Below are 17,942 nucleotides of genomic sequence, written 5' to 3'. Positions count from 1 at the left end.
CTGCGGGGGTGGCTGCCCATTCGCGTTGTGGCTGCCTTATCGCGCTGTGGCAGTGTCTATTCGCGTTGCTGCAGCGTTTATTCGCGTTTGGGTGGTGGGGGTGGTGGTTTGAAGTAGTGGTTTTGTTGGGTTTTTTGGGTGGGGTCGATGTGGCGTGGGGGTGTGAACCAGGGGACGCCGTTGCGGGTGTGGATGGTCCATTGTTCTTTGTGGATGAGGTGGTGGTGATGGGAGCAGAGGAGGGCTCCGTTGCTGACCATTTGTTAGTCTGACCCCATGAAGCAACCCCGCTCCGCCGCGATCTACGCCCGCATCTCCTCTGATCAATCTGGCGAGGCGTTGGGCGTGACACGCCAGCTGGAAGACTGCCACAAGCTCGCCGCCGATCACGGCTGGACGGTGGGCGAGGAGTACGTCGACAACGACATCAGCGCCTACAAGGGGAAGCCTAGACCCCAGTACCAGCGGATGCTTGACGATTTGGCCGGAGGCTACCGCGACGCAGTAATTGTTTACAACATGGATAGGCTGACCCGGCAGCCGATGGAGTTGGAACAGTTCACCCGATTGTGCGAGCAGGCCGGGGTGACGCAGGTGAAGTCGGTAACGGCCGACATTGATCTCGGTAACGATGACGGGCTGTTTATGGCCCGCATTTTGGCAGCCATCGCATCCAAGGAGTCCGGGCGGAAGTCGCAGCGTCTTCAGCGCAAGGCCCGGCAGACGGCCGAGCAGGGACTACCTAACGGGGGCCACCACCGCCCCTTTGGATACGAGCAGGACCGCATGACTGTAAACGAGGCCGAGGCTGAGATTTTGCGTCAGGCCGTGGCCCGATTCCTGGCCGGGGAATCCTCGCGGTCCATCTGTGTCTGGCTCAATAGCGAAGGCGTGCAGACCACGGCGGGCGGCCCCTGGCAGACCATGACCCTAAACACCCTCCTGAAATCAGCCCGCATCGCAGGGCTGCGCGAGCACAAAGGCGTTGTGGTGGCGGATGCTCAATGGTCCGGGATCATCACACCGGAGCAGCGGCAGCAGATACTTGGCCACTTCGAAACCAAGAAACGGACCAATACCCGCGCGCCGAGGCGGTACGTGCTGTCCGGCCTTTTGCGGTGCGGCAAATGCGGAAACAAGCTGTTCTCCGCCGTCCGAGTGAACACCCGCCGATACGTCTGCCTTTCCGGGCCAGACCATGGCGGCTGCGGAGGCATCACGGTCGTGGCCCCTCCGCTGGAAGAGTTTCTCGCCGCTGCGGTGCTCATGCGACTGGACACCACGGAGATGTCGGATGCTCTCACAGGGCGCCGGGCGGCGGATCAGCGGCAAAGCAGCCTGCTGACGGAGTTGGAGGCAGACCGGAGCCAGATGAAAGAACTGTCCGAACTGTGGGCAGACAAGGTAATTTCGTCCGCGGAGTGGAAAGCGGCCCGCGGCCCCATTGAGGCAAGGATAAAGGCCACGGAGCGACAGATGGCAATGGCGTCGAACTCTACAGCCCTGGACGGACTCGTGGGCACCGGCGGGCAATTGAAGGACACCTGGAAGACGCTGAACCTGGACAGGCAGGCTGCGATCATCAAGGCGGTCCTGGACTACGCGACCATTCTGCCGGGGACACCGGGAGCGCGATCGCTGGACCCGGCACGGATTCAGCCCGTTTGGCAGCTATGACGCCGCGGCGGTACTCCGGCCGCTGCCGCGTCCGTCCGTTCCGGGCGCGGCACCCATGAGCACGCCAACCCGGGCAAGAACACCGGGATCGGTCACACGGACCGGAACGCCCTGGGCACCACAACTGGCCTCCACCCATGCAGCAAGCACCCGTTGATCCAGCATCATGCACCCCACTGCGCCCAGATTGCGGGAGCACCAGCCCAGTCCTCCACGGAAGCGGACGACCACTGGGTCACCGGAGGCCCGTTCAAGTAGTCGGAGGCCTGCGCCAGAACATCACCGGGGGAGTGACCGCTGAGCGCGAGCTTGATCGGCTGGAAGCCCTGAGCGACGTCGTAGCGGTGAAGCCCCAATACTTGGGACCCTGGGTCCGTGAAAGTCTTCGAGACGTACTTTGACAGATACCCGGCTGCCGTGCGTGCCTCGAACAACGCCCCCGACCCGACAGGTAAGTCACCCAGCAGCTTGATATGGACGTGCCCGCGGCCCCAAGCCTCTTTGATGAGACGCTGCTTGATGTAACGTCCGACCGCGAAGTGAGCGTGCAGTCCGTGGTCCGTTTTGTGCCACTCCGGAACCCAGGCATACGGCAATGGGGCACCGCCTAAGCCCGCCCTGAGATCCCGGAAAAAAGCGCCGAGATGGGAGCGTAGTTCCTGCGGGTCATGGCAGGACTCGGCATAGGTCAGCGTTCCGAGACGGTTCAGCCTGTTCGCGGCACAGTAGCGGCGCAGCTTGGACCTCGCGCGCCTCCCGGCTTCGGCAGCAGCGCGTTGAGGATCGGCGGCCGAGCCTTTGGCGACAAACGCACGGTTGGGCTTGTACGACGAGCGGAACCCGCCGCCGCCCTCGCCGGCGTCCAGATAGAGCGAGAAAAACCAGCCGGCATCGGCAGCGATGAGCCGCCCAAGTGACCTGTTGACAGCAGACGTGGACATGGGACCCCAAGAGAACGAAACCGACAGGAATCGCCAAGGTCCACTGACAAAAGGAAAAGCAGCAATTGATATGACAGGGGCCTCAGCATCCGGTCTCGCTCCGGTGGGCCCAACTCTGTCGTTTAACCGTGAGCATTCTCTGGACGCGGGCCTACCACGCTGCTCGACCCCTCAGGAAGGCCACCTGCTAAGTATCTATTCCGGCCCTGAGTTGGTTCTGCCGGCTGCAATGCGCCCATCTTGCCATATGAATTACATGGCTGTCACTAGCTGCCGCGCGACCGTTCGTCCTCGGACGCGGAGCGTCCTGCGGGCGCTGCGTCCCTTGCCACCGTCTGCCCGCTAACGTGGCAAGTACCAATTCGTGGCTTTAGGGGGGCATACATGGCTGGCCAAGCGCTGTTGGCGGGTTCACTTTTGGTGCTTATGGGCATGTTTGCTTTGGCCATGTCCGGCCCCCTGTCCAGTTGGGCGACGAACTGGAATCTATTTCTGCGGACTGAAGATATGGCTACATACAGAACGAAGAAGCGTCGCCGAATCCGTCTCTACGCGAAAATCTTCCTGGCCGCTGGAGTCGTAGCGATCCTGGGTGGGTTTATTGGGTGGGTTTCGCGTCTGGGCTAGCTCGCAGCACCACGGCTGGTGGTTCAGCGCCAGATCCAATCACTCCGAGTTATGTTGCTATTTCAAGTAAAGCCGCGCCTTCGGCGCGGACTGCGTCTCACACCTTATCCTCATGGTAGCTATCAATTTATGGAGGATTTGTGGCCGAACTTAAGAGCATGCCCATCAGAACGCTTCTCGCTCACGTGCACAGCGGACAGATTAGAATTCCAGCGTTTCAGCGTGCATTTGTGTGGGATTCAGAACGAATTGCTCATTTTATGGATTCAATTTACAAAGGATATCCCTATGGTTCAATGCTTTTCTGGACGACCCAACAGCAGTTGGACGCCGATCGGCAAATTGGACCATATGCCCTGCCCGAGCCGGAGGGCACTAATCCTGTTACATATGTCCTCGATGGACAACAGCGTGTCACATCATTATTTATGACCTTTCAAACCGAACTCACCAGGCCTGCAGGCGACGAATATCCAGATGTTTATTTTGACCTCACGGCCGAGGCTAGTGCGCAGCAATCACAATTCCTCGCACTCGCTGAAAGCGAAGTCGATCCACAAGCTCATTTTCCACTAAAGGCACTTTTTGATTCGGCAGCATACCGGCGGGCAACGGACCCTTTCAGCTCCGATGAGGACAAGCTCAATCTGCTTGATGACCTACACAGCCGCTTCAAAGAGGCAATGATTCCCGTTCAAGCGATCGAGACGGAGGATAGGGCGACTGTCGCCATCGTGTTCGAACGAATAAACCGACTCGGAGTCGAGCTGAGCCCCCTGGAGCTACTGTCGGCATGGACGTGGAGTGAAGACTTCGACCTTCGTCAGAAATTCTTGGACCTGGAGGATGAACTAGAACTGTTCGCCTTCGGCGATGCAGTTACCGGCGGGGATCTAGTACTGCGCGCATGCGCTGCCGTCTTGAAGGGCGACCCGACGGTGGAGGCACTGATGAGTGCCGATGGCGACGAAATACGGGCGGCCTACGACCGTGTGGTCAACGGGATAAAGGGAGCAGTTGAGTTCCTAAGTAAGCAGCTCAACGTCGAGACTGTGAAGACCCTTCCCTACCCGTTGATGCTTGTTCCTCTTGCAGTTTTCTTTGCGGTTGACTCGGGACAGCTACCCCGCCACACTTCGGCCCAGACTGCGCAATTGAAGAAGTGGTTCTGGAGGGCTTGTTTTTCTGAACGCTATAGCGGACAAACAATTCGAGCAGCCAAAGCCGATATTATCGAAATGGCAGCACTACGCGACGACGGTTCTGCCGACATTGCTAAATTCTCGGTTTCAGTGTCTGACGACTTTTTTCTCACCAGTAATTTCAGGATGAATTCTGCGAGAACGGCAACCTTTGTGAATATGCTCGCTAGTCAAAACCCCCGCAGCTTCTTGTCGGGCAACAAGGTAGACCTCAAAGCCGTTCTGCAGGCCTACAACAAAAGCGAATTTCACCACATTTTCCCTAAGGCGCACCTGGAGGACCTTGATGTTAGTGCATACGAAATAAACAGCTTTGCGAACTTCTGTTTCCTGTCGCGCGACGACAACAACAAGATTCGTCGCAAGGCGCCTGACGTATACAGGCAGCTCATGCCGGACGACGAAGAGATTCTGGGAGAAATTCTGACCTCGGCATTTCTTGAGGACGAGGATTTTGCGTCTGACTTCGACACGTTCCGCAAGGCTCGAGCGTCCCGACTGGCAACCTACGCACGCTCCCTCTGTGGTCTCCCCGAGCCGAAACAGGATTCCTGACCGAGGTAAGGGGGGTTAGATTAACAACTTGTGCCGTTGCCGACGTTGGTGGGGCCTTGTTGTGACCAGTAGGTGATGTGGTGGGCTTCGCACCAGGGGGCTGGGATGGTGCAGTTGGGGAAGGTGCAGCCTTGGTCGCGGGCGCTCAGGGCCAGGCGTTGGGCGGGGGTGAAGAGCCGGGTTTTGCGGCCTTGGTCCAGGATTTCGCCGCTGGTGCCGAGGAGGACGGGGATGATGTCGGCGTCGCAGGCGAGTTTGCGAAGGGTGGTGGCTGCGACGGGCCCGGTGAACGTGAAGCTGCCCGAACCTGTGCTGGGTTCCGAAGCGGTACTGCTGCTCGCGGTCCCAGACAGATTCCCTGCCCCAGTACCCGTCTCCGTGGCTGCGCCTGCGCCTGCGCCTGCGCCGGCGCTGGTGTCCGGGGCCGGAAGGTGGGGGAGGAGGTCTTGGTAGTTGATGGTGGCGAGGATTTGGGGGCGGTTCCCGCCGGTGGTGGGCAGTTGGTTGGTGCTGAGGGCGGCTTTGAGGGCGCCGATGATGCCGTCGAGTTGTTTCTGGGAGCGGGTGCGTCGGTCCAGGTCGAGGTCGTTGTCCTGCCAGACGTTGTCGCCCTGCCCGGTGTCGGACCCGGCTTCTGTACCGGTGGCTGCGCCGGTCCCTGTGCCGGTCTCTGTGGCTGTGGTGGTGCGGGGGTTGGTGGCGGCGTTCATGACGGTGGCGAGGTGTTCGTATTGGTCGGTGGTCGCGAAGATTTCGAGGTGGTGCAGGCCGTGGCGGGGTTTGCGGATGAACGCGCCTTGGGTGTGGCGGAGGGCTTCTTCGGTGGGTTCGGTGCCGTCGGCGTCGAGGGTGTCGGCCCAGCGGCGGGCGACGCGGGCGAGGAAGTCGGGGTCCGCGGTGGCGGCGGTGTGGGTGAGGTCGTGTTCGATCCGGTCCAGGTTCTCCGGGGTGGTGTGGTGTTTGAGGCGGTCCAGGGTGGCGCTGATGATGGTCCCGGCGCGGGAGGAGACCACGGGCCCCGACCCTGTCACGGCCTGACACGGGGTTACATCGGCGTCGTCGTCGGCGCTGGTCTCTGCCGGGCTGCTCGTGGCGCCGGCGGTCGGGGTGAGGGCTGCGGCGAGGTGTTCCCTCAATGGGCGTGCGGGGTCTCCGGTGAGGGTGGTGGCGGGCAGGATGGTGTGGGCGAGGTGGATGCGGCGGTGGGCTTCGCTGCGCCCGATCCGGAGCCGGAGGCGCAGGAATTCGGCGGTGTTTTTGCAGCCGTCATCGGCCGGGGACCGCGGAACAGTCCGGGTGCTCCCGGTGGCTGTCCCCGTGGTACCGGCGGGCCAGGCGGCGTCGGTTTCGTTCAGGGTTTCAACGCCGTTGTCCCACCCGGTGACCCAGTCCCGGGTGGTGCGTGTGGTTGCGGCGGCGGTGATGGCCTGCGTGCGGGTGCGGTCCACGGCGTCCGCGGCGAGGATCTGGAGGTAGTCCACGGTCCGGGAGAGCTCCTCAACCAGTCCGGCGAGGTCGGCGGCTTCGACGTAGCTGGCCATCGCCAGCGTCCCGGGAGCAGAAGCGGCGGCAGCGTTCACCGAGGCGATCACCGGAGCCAGTCCGGCGTCGGCCGTCAGTACGGCGGTGCCGCCGTCGTCCGCGAGCTGATCCCCGAAAGCTTCCATGGGAATACTCTGCCAAGGGGGTACGACATTTAAGCCAGTCCTGCGGTTGAGCTCCAAAAAGCAACAAATTCCGGCTACGGCTGATCCGTTGCGCCAGTCGCCGGATACGCGGACGATGATTCCATGAGCGGAAAGTCCATGAGCCGAAAGCAGAGTCCAAACCGACGCCGGACCTGGATGATCGCTGCGGCGGCCGTTGCAGCGGTGGGTCTGGTGATTGGACTTGTGCTGTTCAAGCCCTGGCTTCTCTTTGTGGACGTGAGAGTGGATGAACAGCTCCCCATCGTGGCCAGCAGTCCAGCGCAAGCACAACCGACTCCGCCTACACCCCTGGCGCCGACTCCGGCACCCATGCCTGCAGGCCCGGTGCAGCTTGCTGTGGGTCCGCTGATCAGCCATGAACACGCCACCACGGGAACTGTCCGGATCGTACAGCAGCCTGACGGCGCCAGGCTGCTCACGCTCGAAAACCTGGATACGTCCAATGGTCCGGATGTGCACGTCTGGCTGAGTGCCGCTCACGTGGTGGAAGGGACGGCCGGCTGGTTCACCGCTGGCTCCGCAGATTACTACGACCTCGGCCTGATCAAAGGAAATCAGGGCAATCAGGTTTACCGGATTCCCGCCGACGTTGACCTGTCGAAGTACCCGTCAGTTGACCTGTGGTGCGTTCAGTTCAGCGTGTCGTTCGGTGCTGCCGAGCTGGTCACCTGAGACGGCATCTGGCCATGACCTGAGACGTGGCTGGCCGCCGCGTCCCCCAAGGAGCGCGGCGGCCAGCAACGACCATTTTTAGCACAATTTCAACGTGGCTTCCGTGTCACACGGCGAATCCCGCGTAACGTCCCGGCAACGATCCCCGATCATTCCCGTCGGGGGTCAACGTTCGTGGCTGCGCCGGCAGCAGTGGCGCCGCCTTCACCGGACCAGTCCTGGCCCTGGTTGTCATTGAACGCGGGGTCTGACTCAACGTCCGATGTCCCCAGGTTCACCGTTTCCGGGCGCGTGCTGTGGGCGGGAACGTGATCGCCCACCGCAGTACTGCCGGCCGCAGCGCTGCCAGCCGCAGCGGTGCCGTAGGCACCCACCGAGGCGCCGGCGTCGGACGTTTTGGATTTGCTGGCACCGGACGCGGCGTCGTGGTGGACGGCCGAGCCGATGACGGTGCCCGCCCGGCGCGCGGCCTCACCGAGCTGGTCCGCCACCTCGGGAGCCTTCTCCTTGATGGCCGAAGTGGCGGCACTGACCTTGTCCTGGACCGGCTTACTGTCCCAGATGCTCGCCGCCCTGGCCTTGAGCTTGTCGTACGCTGCCCGGCCGGACCGCGATCCCAGGACGTAGCCTGCCGCGATGCCAATACCTAAAAGAAGTTTGGATTTCATAGTGAACTCCTGCTCGTTGAGAAGGTGTCAGTCCCCGATCCGCTTGGCCGGGGGAAAGAAGAACCGGCCCCGGGATGTTGGTCCCGGGGCCGGTATTCATGCCGGTGACGACGCTAGCTGCGAACGCTCCGCTTGGTGACCATGCTGTAAACCAGCAGCACGATGATCGAGCCGGCGATCGCGAGCAGCCAGGTCTGCAGCGAGAAGAACTCCTGCAGCGGCGCGTTGAAGAGCAGCCCGCCAAGCCAGCCGCCGAGGAACGCACCGACGACGCCCAGGATGAGGGTGATGATCCAGCCGCCACCCTGCTTGCCCGGAAGGATCGCCTTAGCGATCGCGCCGGCAATAAGGCCAAGAATCAAAAATGCAAAGAAACCCATTTTGTCGTTCCTTCTTTCCTACATCAGGGAGGCGCCCGGATCCCGGGCGCGCTTCATCCCTCTGCCCCAATACTAATCATGCTTACTTTCTTTTCGCCACTCTAAATCTCCGCGGAAAGCCTGTTGGGGCCCTCTCAGTGGCCTGTCGCGTCTGAATCGTTGCCGGCGCCGGGCCCCTCGTCCAGGATGGCAAGTTCCGCGAGATCCTGCCGATCCAGGGAGAAATCGAAGATGTCCAGGTTCTCCCGCATCCGCTCGGGATTTCCCGATTTTGGAATGACTACAAGTCCCTTTTCAATATGCCAGCGCAGCACCAGTTGAGCCGGGGTCTTGTCGTATTTTTCGCCGAGCTGCGCAAGGAGGGGAGCGGTCAGCAGGCTGGCCCCCGACCCGCCCAGAGGGCTGTACGATTCCGTGACAATTCCATGCCCGGCGTTGAACTCCCGTTCCGCCTCGCGCGTAATCGCTGGGCTCAGCTGGATCTGGTTTACCGCAGGCACAACGTCGGTTTCGGCCAGCAGCCGTTCCAGGTGTGCCGGCTTGAAGTTGGAGACGCCGATGGACCGGACTTTGCCCTGCGCCTGCAGCCGCTCAAACGTTTTCCACGTCGAGACGAAATCATCACGTCCAGGGAGCGGCCAGTGGATCAGCAGCAGGTCCACGTAGTCCAGCCCCAGACGGGTCAGCGACCCCTCCAAGCCCGCCACCGCGCGGTCCTGGCCCTGGAATTCGCCGTCCAGCTTGGTAGTGACGAAGATTTTGCTCCGGTTCACCCCGCTGGCGCGGATGCCGTTCCCAACACCTTCCTCATTGCCGTATTTCACTGCCGTATCGATGTGCCGGTAACCGGCTTCCAGGGCATGTACGACGGCGGCAGTCACCTGTTCGTCGTCCAGCGGCCAGGTGCCGAGCCCCAGTTGCGGGATGCCGTGGCCGTCATTGAGCGTGATGAGCGGTGAGAGAGTCATTTCAACAGTCTGCCGTGCTTTCGCGTTCCTAGCCTTCCAATGCCCGGAGAATATTTCCGGCCTGGTAGTCGAGTACTGTTCGTGCCACGTCGGATACCTGATCGGGCTTCTTTTGCTGGTCCAGGAACTCCACAAAGCGCTGGATGGCCTGTGCCGCCTGGGAGGCATCGCCGTCGTCCACTGCCTTTGCCGCCTCCTGCACACCCGCTGCCAGCTGCCTCGCGACCGGGCCCGCCACGTCGCCGGACTCAATCAGGTCCTCCACAGCCTGCTGGAGGGCTTTCACACTGCCCGGGAGCCAGGCGGCCCGCAGCGGCACATCATCGAAGTGCATGTCCGAAGCGAAGTAGAAGTCCGTGTAGGACGGCTGGTTGTACGTGGTGTTCTGCCGGGCAACTTCAGCTCGGTACTGCGGGTCGTGCATGAGTGTGTAGAGCTCGTGGTTGGTCACTTCAGTGCTCAGGTACATTCGGAGCGCTGAGCTGTCCGCCGTCCGGACCAGCATTTCCTCGCGCCAGTCACCCACTACGTCTGCAACGAGGCTCGGTGTGCCTTTGGTGCCGTTGTTGGTCCGGGTGTCCGTGGCGGTGATCAGCCTGCCGCGCTTCCAGTCGTCAATGGAGGGGGTCTGGTCGCCGGAGCCGTTGATGATCTGGGTTGTCATGTCGGCAGCCCATTTGATGCTCATGTTGGTGCCCGGGGAGGTCGCGGAAAGCTTGTCGCCGTCGGCCGACTGCATGCCAATGGCCCAGTTTTCGATGCCGGGGACAGCCGGATCCACGTCGCCGATCATGCCGCGGCCGGTGTCCTTCCCGGAGTAGGCGCCAAACAGTACCTCGCCGGTGGCGGCGTCGCGCATGGCGTAGCCGTACGGGGCGTAGGTGCCGCCTTCGTGCACCGTAAAGATCTCCTTGCCGGGGCGGGCGGGATCAATGTCCGTCACATGCATGGCATCGCCGTGACCCAGACGGGCCTCCTCACCCGGGGTGGCGCTGCCGGCCGGCATGGTGTCGGACGAGCTGTACAGCAGCGAACCGTCGTCGTCGATGGTGGCCGAGCCGTACACAATTTCCTGCTTGCCATCACCGTCCACGTCGGAGGCGCTGAGGGAGTGGAAGCCCTGCGTGGTGAGGGTGCCGAACTCGGGGTCCGTGCCGTCCCGGCCGTGCGGGCTGTCGTTGAAGGGGTTGGTCATGGGCGTCCAGCCCGAGTCGACGTTCCAGACCGGGGAGAGGTCGGCGCCGTCCCACGTGTACGCAGCCAGCGTGCTGCGGGTGTAATAGCCGCGGGCAAACACGGCGGCGGGCTTTTTGCCGTCCAAATACGCGACGCCAGCCAGGAACCTGTCCACGCGGTTGCCGGGCTCGATCCGGGCCATTGCGTAGTCGCCCCACATCAGGCCGTCGTCGTGCCTGCCTGGCTCATACGCGACCGTCTTCAGTTCCTTGCCCGTGGCGCCCTCAAAGACGGTGAGGTATTCCGGGCCGGAAACGATGAAGCCCTCAAAGGCGCGCAGGGCGTTCCGGGCGCTGCGGGCGGGCGCGTAGACATCCATGAAGTAGTCCGTCACCGCTTCTGCATCAGTCCGGGACAGCGGGTACTGGTACTGCGGGGCGATGCCGAAGGCTTCTTCCAGGGTGGCGGGCCAGTTGCCGGCCTTGACCTCGGGGTGGTCCCTCCAGCCCAGGAACGTGTCCATCATGTGCTGGTAGTAGTCGGCGGCGCTCATCCGGTAATCGTCGGAGTTGGAATAGCCGGCGTCGAGGTCCTTCTGCAGCAGCGAGATGAAGGACTCTGCGCCCACGGAGCCGTCCGGATTGTAGGAGATGGACTTGGTGCCCGGGGCTGTTTTGAACATCATTTCCGAACGTCCGTCGCCGTCGAAATCGTTCACCAGCATCTGCGTATAGTGGGCGCCGGACCGGATGTTGACGCCCAGATCGATGCGGTGCAGCAGCGTGCCGTCGGCCTTGTAGGTGTCCACGTAGGTGTTGCCCGTGTAGCCGGCCTGGGAGACGTCCTTGGAGTTGTTCGGATCCCACTTGACCACGAACTCGTACTGGCCATCGCCGTCGACATCTCCCACCGAAGCATCGTTCGCCGAGTAGGTGTACGCCTGGCCGGCGGGCGTCACGCCGTCTGCCGGCTTCTTCAGCGGGATGTCCTTGAAGTTGCCGCCCCACGAGGTGGCAGTGGCGCTCCGGTCCAGTTCAACGCCGCCGACGACGGCACGCACGTCATATGCCGACGACGCAGTTCCGCCGGCGTCAAGGTAATTCGTGCTGTCCGTGACGGATGCGAGCTTCTGGCCGTCGCGGTACACATTGAAGTCGGTGCCGGTGAGGCCTGTGGCGGACGAGCCCGTTGCCTCGTGGCCCAAGAGGCGCCAGCTCAGGAAGACGCCCTCGGATGTGCCGGCGGCAACCAGCCCGCGGTCCAGATAATCCAGCTGTACGCCCGTAGCGGGCATCGTGGAAGGCTCGACGGCGACTGCCGGGGTGGTGAGGCACCCCACGGTCAGGGCAAGGCCCGCAGCTGTGGCCACCGAAAAACGGCGCACGGATATCCTGTTCGGATTCATCAGTGAATCCTTTCAATTTTGGATTGGGAAAACGCTTCCCCAGTAACTTAGTGGGGGTGTGCACCAGAAATCAACCCTTGCGCCCAGTGGGAATCCCGAGTATTTAGAACGTTGTAAATGGCATGGCCGGGCGGATTTCCGGATGACCTGTTCAGGGGGGCGGCCTCGGGTCTGCCCCCCAGTTAGGCCGTCACGTCGTCCGCTTCCCCGGGCTCCCAGCGCAGCAGGTCCCCGGGTTGGCAGTCGAGGACGTCGCACAGCGCCTCAAGCGTGGTGAAGCGCACGGCTTTGGCGCGGCCATTCTTGAGGACCGCCAGGTTGGCCGGAGTGATCCCGATCCGGTCGGCCAGCTCACCCACGGGCATCTTTCGCCTGGCCAGCATCACATCGATGTCAACGACGATCGGCATCAGATCACCTCGCCCAGCTCGGCGCGCAGGGTGTTCGCCTCGGCGTCGCGGGCCACCGCCTGGGCCAGCAGCGCCCGGAGTACGAGCACTATGAGGGCCACTCCTGCGATCAGCAGCGACGCACCGCAGATCAGCAGCACAGCGCCGGGGGCGGCGTCACCCGGCGCGAGCATCACGGCGAGCGCGAACACCAACACGGACGCGGCCGCAACGGCCCAGAAGATGACATCCACGTAGCGGAAAGCGGCGTGCGAGAACACTGTTCCGCGCCGCACCATCGTCAGCAGGCGCCAGACGCACACCAGGGTGACCTGGACGGCGGCGATGCCCAGGACCACGATCGCGAGGGTCAGCATGCGCACGCCTGCGTCGGTGCCGGATTCCTCCAGGTCGATGGACAGCAGCGGCACCATCCAGACCTGGACAAAGAGTGAACCGGCAAGCGCAATCGCCAGCACGGCGCGCAGGGCGAGGGTGAGCAGCTTTCCCAATGGATCTCCTAGGGTATCGAATAACAACGTAAGGCTATCGATATTCGATTGATCCGGCAAGTACTTGGCAAGAGCCAGGCAAGGACCTTGGCAAGGGAGCAAGGGGCCTCGGCTCAAGACCGCGGCCCTGAGTGCGTTCCCGCCCGGTTGCTCCGGGACGAGGCCGGCAAAACCGCTCCGCGCCACGGCATGTCGGCAGGTTGGCCACAAGCAACTGGGCAGGAGCGCACAGGCCTGCGGGGAGAGGAGCCGCCCACCGTGGTGCATGTTGGATTTCAGGAGCACAATGCAAGAGTTAGCCGTCCCCAGCATCGTCGAGGAATCAGGTCAACATCGTGGTTGAAGCAAACGCTAATGAGAACGTGGTCAACCGGCTGATCGAGTGCATCAACGACCGCCGCATTGAGGTCATGGACGAACTGTTTCACCACGACGCGGTGATGCACTGGCCGCAATCCGGGGAGCTTGTGCGCGGGGCGGAAAACCGGCGGGGAATCTACAACGCCTTCCCGCAACTGCCCACCATCACGCCACGCCGGATGCTGAGCGGCGGGAACCTGGTGGTGGCCGAAGCCCTGCTGGACTACAACGGGCCGCGGTACGAAACGGTGTTCATCTTCGAATTCCGGGACGGCAGGATCGCCAAGGAGACGGCCTACTGGAGCGAGGCCTTCGAGGCGCCCGAGTGGCGGGCCCGGTGGGTTGAAAAGGCCTAGCACCGCGCCGCGGCCGGCCTAGTGCCGGGGCGCCACAGGATGCGCCCCGGCGCTGCCGTCAGTCAGCCGCCCTTCGCGCCCACCTGATCAGCCGATCACTCAGATCCATGAACGATTGGTCCACCACCTGCAGCTCGGGGTGCCTGTCATGCCACTGAACGATCTCCCGGGTCCCGTCAGCGAAAGGGATGGTGGCGGCAAAGCCAGGCACCAGGGCTTTGATCTTGGCATTGTCGAACACCACCGAGTGGGCGCGGTCGCCCAGGAGGCTTGGCCCTAGATGGGGGCTGTGCCCGGCACCGTGTGCGGCGATGGTCTCCGAGGGCACATGGACCAACTCGGGATCGGGAACCCCCGCCGCCCGGGCAAACAGGCCGTAGATCTGGTTCCAGGGCAGGTATTCGTCGGAGGTGATGGTGTAGCTCTCGCCCACCGCCTGCGGCCGGCCAAGCAGCCCCACGAAGGCCTTCGCGAAGTCCCTGGCGTGGGTCACCGTCCAGAGCGACGTGCCATCACCATGCACCATGACGGGCTGGCCGGTGCGCATCCGGTGAATATCTGTCCAGCCGCCCACCAGGCCCACTCGCGTGCGGTCGTAGGTATGGGAGGGGCGCACCACGGTCACCGGGAAATCGTCCGACCGGTACGCCTCGAACAACAGGTCCTCGCACGCGATCTTGTCCCGTGAATACTGCCAGAACGGATTTTTCAGCGGAGTGGATTCCAGGATCGGCAGCCGGGTGGGCGGCTTCTGGTAGGCCGACGCTGTGCTGATGAACACGTACTGGCCGGTCCGGCCGCGGAACAGTTCCATACTGGACCGCGCCTGGTCCGGAGTGAAGGCAATAAAGTCCGCTACGGCGTCGAACTCCCTGCCCTGCAGCACCTCCCGCACAGCGGCCTGGTCGCGGATGTCCGCGTGCAGGACCTCTGCGCCGTCCGGTGCCGGCTTGCCGGATTGGCCGCGGTTGAGGATGGTCACCCGGTGTCCCAGTACGACGGCGCGTTCCGCCGCTGCGGCGCTGATCACGCCGGTGCCGCCCAGGAAGAGGAGGCTCCGTGGTGCCACGGTGTCGGCCGCGGAATCCAACGCGGCCGGATCAAACAGAGTCACCATGCGTAGTCCTCCGGTGCCGGACGGTGGCCCGGGAAGATGTCGTCGAGCCGCTTGAGCGCGTCGGCGTCAAGCGTGACCTCCAACGCCCGGATGCCGGCGTCGAGCTGTTCCTGCGTGCGCGGCCCCACGATCGGTGCGGTGACAGCAGGCTGGTGCAGCAGCCAGGCGAGCGCGATGTCGCCGGGTTCATGCCCCAGCCCGTTCGCGAGATCCTCGAACTGCTGGATCTGGTCCCGGTGCTGCTTGAGCGTTTCTGCGGCGCGCCCTTCGGTGCGCCGGACGCCCGCGCGTTCCTTCTTCAGGACGCCGCCCAGCAGCCCGCCCTGGAGCGGCGACCACGGGATCAGGCCCAGGCCGTACTGCTGTGCGGCGGGGATGACCTCCAGCTCCACCTCGCGGCGGAACAGGTTGTAGATGGACTGCTCGCTGACCAGCCCGGTGTAGTTCCGGCGGCGGGCGGCTTCCTGTGCCTGGGCGATGTGCCAGCCCGCGAAGTTGCTGCTGCCCGAGTAGAGGATCTTGCCCTGCTGGACGGCCACTTCGATGGCCTGCCAGATCTCGTCCCACGGCGTATCCCGGTCAATGTGATGGAACTGGTACACATCGATGTAGTCCGTCTGGAGGCGCTTCAGGCTGGCATCCAGGGCGCGCCGGATGTTCAGCGCGGAAAGCTTGGACTCGTTGGGGCGGTCCGTCATGGTGCCGTACAGCTTGGTGGCCAGGACGGTCCGTTCGCGGCGCTCGCCGCCCTTCGCGAACCAGCGGCCAATGATTTCCTCGGTCCAGCCCCGGTGCCCGCTGCCGCCATAGACGTTGGCTGTGTCGAAGAAGTTGATGCCGGCGTCCAGTGCGGAATCCATGATGCGGTGCGCGTCAGCCTCGTCGGTGTGCGGGCCGAAGTTCATGGTGCCCAGGCAAAGCCGGGAAACTTTCAGGCCCGAACGGCCCAGGTGCGTGTACTGCATAGGGAGGGATCCTTCGCTGGTGGTTGGACGTGGCGGAACCCGGTGACCGAGCCCGCCGTAATCGGTGCCGGCAGGCTCGGTCAGCGTTGGCTACAGCTGTGTGAAAGCGGCGACGGCGGGATCGGAACCGATGCGCGCGCCCCGCTCGAGGGCGGTGATGGAGGCGAGCTCGTCGTCGGTCAGGGTTAGGGAAGCGGCCGCGAAGTTTTCGCGGATACGGGACGGGTTAACCGACTTGGGGATGACGATGGTGCCGGCGGCCAGGTGCCAGGCCAGGACCACCTGCGCCGTGGTGGCGTCGTGTGCCTTCGCAACGGCGGTGACGGCGTTTCCGTTGAGGTCCCCACCCTGGCCCAGCGGGCTGTAGGCCTCCACCGCAATCCCGAGGGCACGGCTTTTGGCGGCTAGTTTGGCCTGCTGGTAGCTGGGGTGCAGTTCAATCTGGTTCACGGCGGGTACGACGTCCGTGGAATCGAGCAGGGTGTCCAGATGGTCGGAGAGGAAGTTCGAGACGCCGATGGCACGGATCGCCTTGGCGGCATACAGGGCCTCCAGTTCCTTCCAAGCCTGGACGTAGAGGCCCTGTGACGGGACCGGCCAGTGGATGAGGTAGAGGTCCACGAAGTCAAGACCCAGCGCCTCGCGGGTGTCCTGGAATGCGTCCCAGGCCCGGCCCTGATCGCCGTTGCGGAGCTTGGTGGTCACGAAGATTTCCTCGCGCGGAATGCCCGAGGCTGCGATGGCAGCGCCCACACCTGCTTCGTTGCGGTATCCGGCGGCGGTGTCGATGTGGCGGTAGCCGGCTGCCAGGGCATCCTCAACGATCCGCTGGGTGTCTTCCGGCGGAACCTGGAAAACGCCGAAGCCGAGCTGGGGGATAGTGACGCCGTTGTTCAGCGAGATTTCTGACATGGGTACTCCTCGTAGTGCTGAAGGATGGTTCCTGGCTCGGGATGTCCGGCAGGAAACCGCTTTCGGGAACTGCTCCGGTACGAGCCTATGCACTTTCGCGCCGATAGTCAGTCCTTGACCGTGTCCCTGTTTTTCCTAGGACCGGCAGTCCTACCTTCGTTGTAGGAAGTGCCTGGCAGGGCCGTGCCGAATGGCTGAACAGTGATGGCCGAACAGTGATGGCCGCGCCCAAAGGACGCGGCCATCACTGTTCAGACCTTGGAGGGGTCAGCCTTCGTGGCGGAAACCGAGCTTGATCCGTACCTGCCAGTCGGCAACCTTGCCGTCTTCGAGGTGACCGCGGATTTCCTTGACCTCGAACCAGTCAAGGTTGCGCAAGGTCTTGGCGGCCTCGGCGATCCCGTTCCGGACGGCCGCGTCCACACCCTCTTCGGAGGTGCCGACAATTTCAGTAATGCTGTACGTGTGGTTGGACAACTTCGCTCCTCGTGATCGCCTTCGATTCCCGGTTGCGGGCCGTCCTTGAACACTAGTGGCAGTTCTCAGGCGTGGCCAGACCCAATACTGCGGAATGGACGCAGGTCAGGGCGCTTCGAGGACCAGGTTCTTGAGGTCATCCAGGGTCTGCTGCATGTGCAGGTCCATGGCTTCCCGCGAACGGCTCGGATCGCGCGATTCCAGTGCCTCGGCGATGTTCTGGTGGTGCCCGATGGCGTGCTCCTGGATGGTCGGCACAGCCGATGTCTCGGCCCGGCGCTTTTCGAGCACCCGGTGCAGCGGCGCGAAAAGGACCGCCACAAAAACGTTCTCCGAGGCGAGCAGGATCAGGTCATGGAATGCCAGGTCAGCCTCCACAAAGGCGGCCACGTCATTGACCTCATGGGCGGCCCGCATCGCCGCTACATGGCCGAACAGCGCCTGGATGTCGGCGTCACTGATCCGGGCGGCCGCGAGTTCGCACGCCCCGGTTTCCAGCATTCGGCGCAGTTCAATGAGCTGAACGGAGGCGGCGGCTTCGTTCTGGCCCTCAGACGCGGCCCTAAGGACAGCTTCCAGCGAAGCCCAGCGGTTCAGCGGGTTTACGAACGTGCCGCGGCCGCGTTCCACGCTAAGGATCCGCTGCGCTTCCAGGGTTTTCATGGCCTCGCGCACGGTCATCCGGCTGACCTCGTGCCTGGCGCTGAGTTCAAGCTCTCCGGGCACGCTGGATCCTGCCGGAAACTCCCCGGCAATGATCCGGTCCAGGAGCTCGTCTGCAACAACGCCCACCAGTGATTTCCGTGCCATATGTCCCCCTTGCCGCCGTCGCCAGATATGTCTGACAAGTCTACTTGCGCGTTTCTATGTCCTG

19 protein-coding genes are annotated in these 17,942 nt (G+C 63.2%); 4 read left to right on the top strand and 15 right to left on the bottom strand.

The window, feature by feature from the left end:
- Window positions 1–77: 77 nt before the first annotated feature.
- Window positions 78–260, bottom strand: coding sequence for a hypothetical protein (locus AU252_RS23825; protein ID WP_157768955.1), 183 nt, complete (start codon window positions 258–260; stop codon window positions 78–80).
- A gap of 16 nt (window positions 261–276) precedes the next feature.
- Between AU252_RS23825 and AU252_RS08520 the strand changes: the two genes are divergently transcribed.
- Window positions 277–1,677: a recombinase family protein gene (locus AU252_RS08520; protein ID WP_083510319.1), complete on the top strand. Its 1,401-nt coding sequence runs from the start codon at window positions 277–279 to the stop codon at window positions 1,675–1,677.
- Here the strand turns inward: AU252_RS08520 and AU252_RS24120 are convergent.
- Together AU252_RS24120 and AU252_RS08515 are read right to left on the bottom strand one after the other, a co-directional pair.
- Window positions 1,672–1,845 (bottom strand): hypothetical protein, encoded by a 174-nt coding sequence (locus tag AU252_RS24120; protein ID WP_167349821.1) that lies wholly within the window; start codon window positions 1,843–1,845, stop codon window positions 1,672–1,674. The genes AU252_RS08520 and AU252_RS24120 overlap by 6 nt on opposite strands.
- Window positions 1,842–2,618 (bottom strand): rolling circle replication-associated protein, encoded by a 777-nt coding sequence (locus tag AU252_RS08515; RefSeq protein WP_058930340.1) that lies wholly within the window; start codon window positions 2,616–2,618, stop codon window positions 1,842–1,844. The genes AU252_RS24120 and AU252_RS08515 overlap by 4 nt, the downstream gene beginning before the upstream one ends.
- Window positions 2,619–3,385: 767 nt before the next feature.
- Between AU252_RS08515 and AU252_RS08505 the strand changes: the two genes are divergently transcribed.
- Window positions 3,386–5,002: a GmrSD restriction endonuclease domain-containing protein gene (locus AU252_RS08505; protein WP_099093380.1), complete on the top strand. Its 1,617-nt coding sequence runs from the start codon at window positions 3,386–3,388 to the stop codon at window positions 5,000–5,002.
- Window positions 5,003–5,022: 20 nt separating this feature from the next.
- Here AU252_RS08505 and AU252_RS08500 read toward each other — a convergent pair whose 3' ends face one another.
- The gene (locus tag AU252_RS08500) at window positions 5,023–6,669 is read right to left on the bottom strand and encodes a DUF222 domain-containing protein (RefSeq protein ID WP_058930337.1); all 1,647 of its coding nucleotides are present in this window, start codon (window positions 6,667–6,669) and stop codon (window positions 5,023–5,025) included.
- Window positions 6,670–6,807: 138 nt separating this feature from the next.
- On the opposite strand from AU252_RS08500, the gene AU252_RS08495 reads away from it, so the two are divergent.
- Window positions 6,808–7,383, top strand: coding sequence for a DM13 domain-containing protein (locus AU252_RS08495; protein ID WP_240484352.1), 576 nt, complete (start codon window positions 6,808–6,810; stop codon window positions 7,381–7,383).
- A gap of 149 nt (window positions 7,384–7,532) precedes the next feature.
- On the opposite strand, the gene AU252_RS08490 is transcribed toward AU252_RS08495, so the two are convergent.
- From AU252_RS08490 to AU252_RS08465, 6 genes are all read right to left on the bottom strand, one after another.
- The gene (locus tag AU252_RS08490; RefSeq protein WP_058930335.1) at window positions 7,533–8,051 is read right to left on the bottom strand and encodes a hypothetical protein; all 519 of its coding nucleotides are present in this window, start codon (window positions 8,049–8,051) and stop codon (window positions 7,533–7,535) included.
- A gap of 113 nt (window positions 8,052–8,164) precedes the next feature.
- Window positions 8,165–8,431, bottom strand: a complete 267-nt coding sequence (locus tag AU252_RS08485; RefSeq protein WP_058930334.1) for a GlsB/YeaQ/YmgE family stress response membrane protein — start codon at window positions 8,429–8,431, stop codon at window positions 8,165–8,167.
- A gap of 134 nt (window positions 8,432–8,565) precedes the next feature.
- The gene (locus AU252_RS08480) at window positions 8,566–9,399 is read right to left on the bottom strand and encodes an aldo/keto reductase (RefSeq protein ID WP_058930333.1); all 834 of its coding nucleotides are present in this window, start codon (window positions 9,397–9,399) and stop codon (window positions 8,566–8,568) included.
- Window positions 9,400–9,427: 28 nt separating this feature from the next.
- Window positions 9,428–11,980, bottom strand: a complete 2,553-nt coding sequence (locus AU252_RS08475) for a rhamnogalacturonan lyase (RefSeq protein ID WP_058930332.1) — start codon at window positions 11,978–11,980, stop codon at window positions 9,428–9,430.
- Window positions 11,981–12,162: 182 nt separating this feature from the next.
- Window positions 12,163–12,390 (bottom strand): helix-turn-helix domain-containing protein, encoded by a 228-nt coding sequence (locus AU252_RS08470; RefSeq protein ID WP_058930331.1) that lies wholly within the window; start codon window positions 12,388–12,390, stop codon window positions 12,163–12,165.
- Window positions 12,390–12,881, bottom strand: coding sequence for a DUF2975 domain-containing protein (locus AU252_RS08465; protein WP_058930330.1), 492 nt, complete (start codon window positions 12,879–12,881; stop codon window positions 12,390–12,392). Before AU252_RS08465 ends, AU252_RS08470 begins: the two co-directional genes overlap by 1 nt.
- A 335-nt stretch (window positions 12,882–13,216) precedes the next feature.
- Here AU252_RS08465 and AU252_RS08460 point away from each other — a divergent pair, with 335 nt between their 5' ends.
- Window positions 13,217–13,597, top strand: a complete 381-nt coding sequence (locus tag AU252_RS08460; protein WP_240484351.1) for a nuclear transport factor 2 family protein — start codon at window positions 13,217–13,219, stop codon at window positions 13,595–13,597.
- 58 nt (window positions 13,598–13,655) lie between these two features.
- Here AU252_RS08460 and AU252_RS08455 read toward each other — a convergent pair whose 3' ends face one another.
- From AU252_RS08455 to AU252_RS08435, 5 genes are all read right to left on the bottom strand, one after another.
- Window positions 13,656–14,714 (bottom strand): SDR family oxidoreductase, encoded by a 1,059-nt coding sequence (locus AU252_RS08455; protein WP_058930329.1) that lies wholly within the window; start codon window positions 14,712–14,714, stop codon window positions 13,656–13,658.
- Window positions 14,708–15,679, bottom strand: a complete 972-nt coding sequence (locus tag AU252_RS08450; protein ID WP_058930328.1) for an aldo/keto reductase — start codon at window positions 15,677–15,679, stop codon at window positions 14,708–14,710. The genes AU252_RS08455 and AU252_RS08450 overlap by 7 nt, the downstream gene beginning before the upstream one ends.
- 90 nt (window positions 15,680–15,769) lie before the next feature.
- The gene (locus tag AU252_RS08445) at window positions 15,770–16,591 is read right to left on the bottom strand and encodes an aldo/keto reductase (RefSeq protein ID WP_058930327.1); all 822 of its coding nucleotides are present in this window, start codon (window positions 16,589–16,591) and stop codon (window positions 15,770–15,772) included.
- A gap of 267 nt (window positions 16,592–16,858) precedes the next feature.
- Window positions 16,859–17,068: a dodecin gene (locus AU252_RS08440; RefSeq protein ID WP_056347910.1), complete on the bottom strand. Its 210-nt coding sequence runs from the start codon at window positions 17,066–17,068 to the stop codon at window positions 16,859–16,861.
- Between the two features lie 105 nt (window positions 17,069–17,173).
- Window positions 17,174–17,878, bottom strand: coding sequence for a FadR/GntR family transcriptional regulator (locus AU252_RS08435; RefSeq protein WP_058930326.1), 705 nt, complete (start codon window positions 17,876–17,878; stop codon window positions 17,174–17,176).
- Window positions 17,879–17,942 lie beyond the last annotated feature (64 nt).

Source organism: Pseudarthrobacter sulfonivorans (assembly GCF_001484605.1).
GTDB lineage: Bacteria > Actinomycetota > Actinomycetes > Actinomycetales > Micrococcaceae > Arthrobacter > Arthrobacter sulfonivorans_A.
The sequence above is the reverse complement of the archived record's forward strand: the minus strand, read 5'-3'. Positions and strand labels throughout refer to the sequence as shown.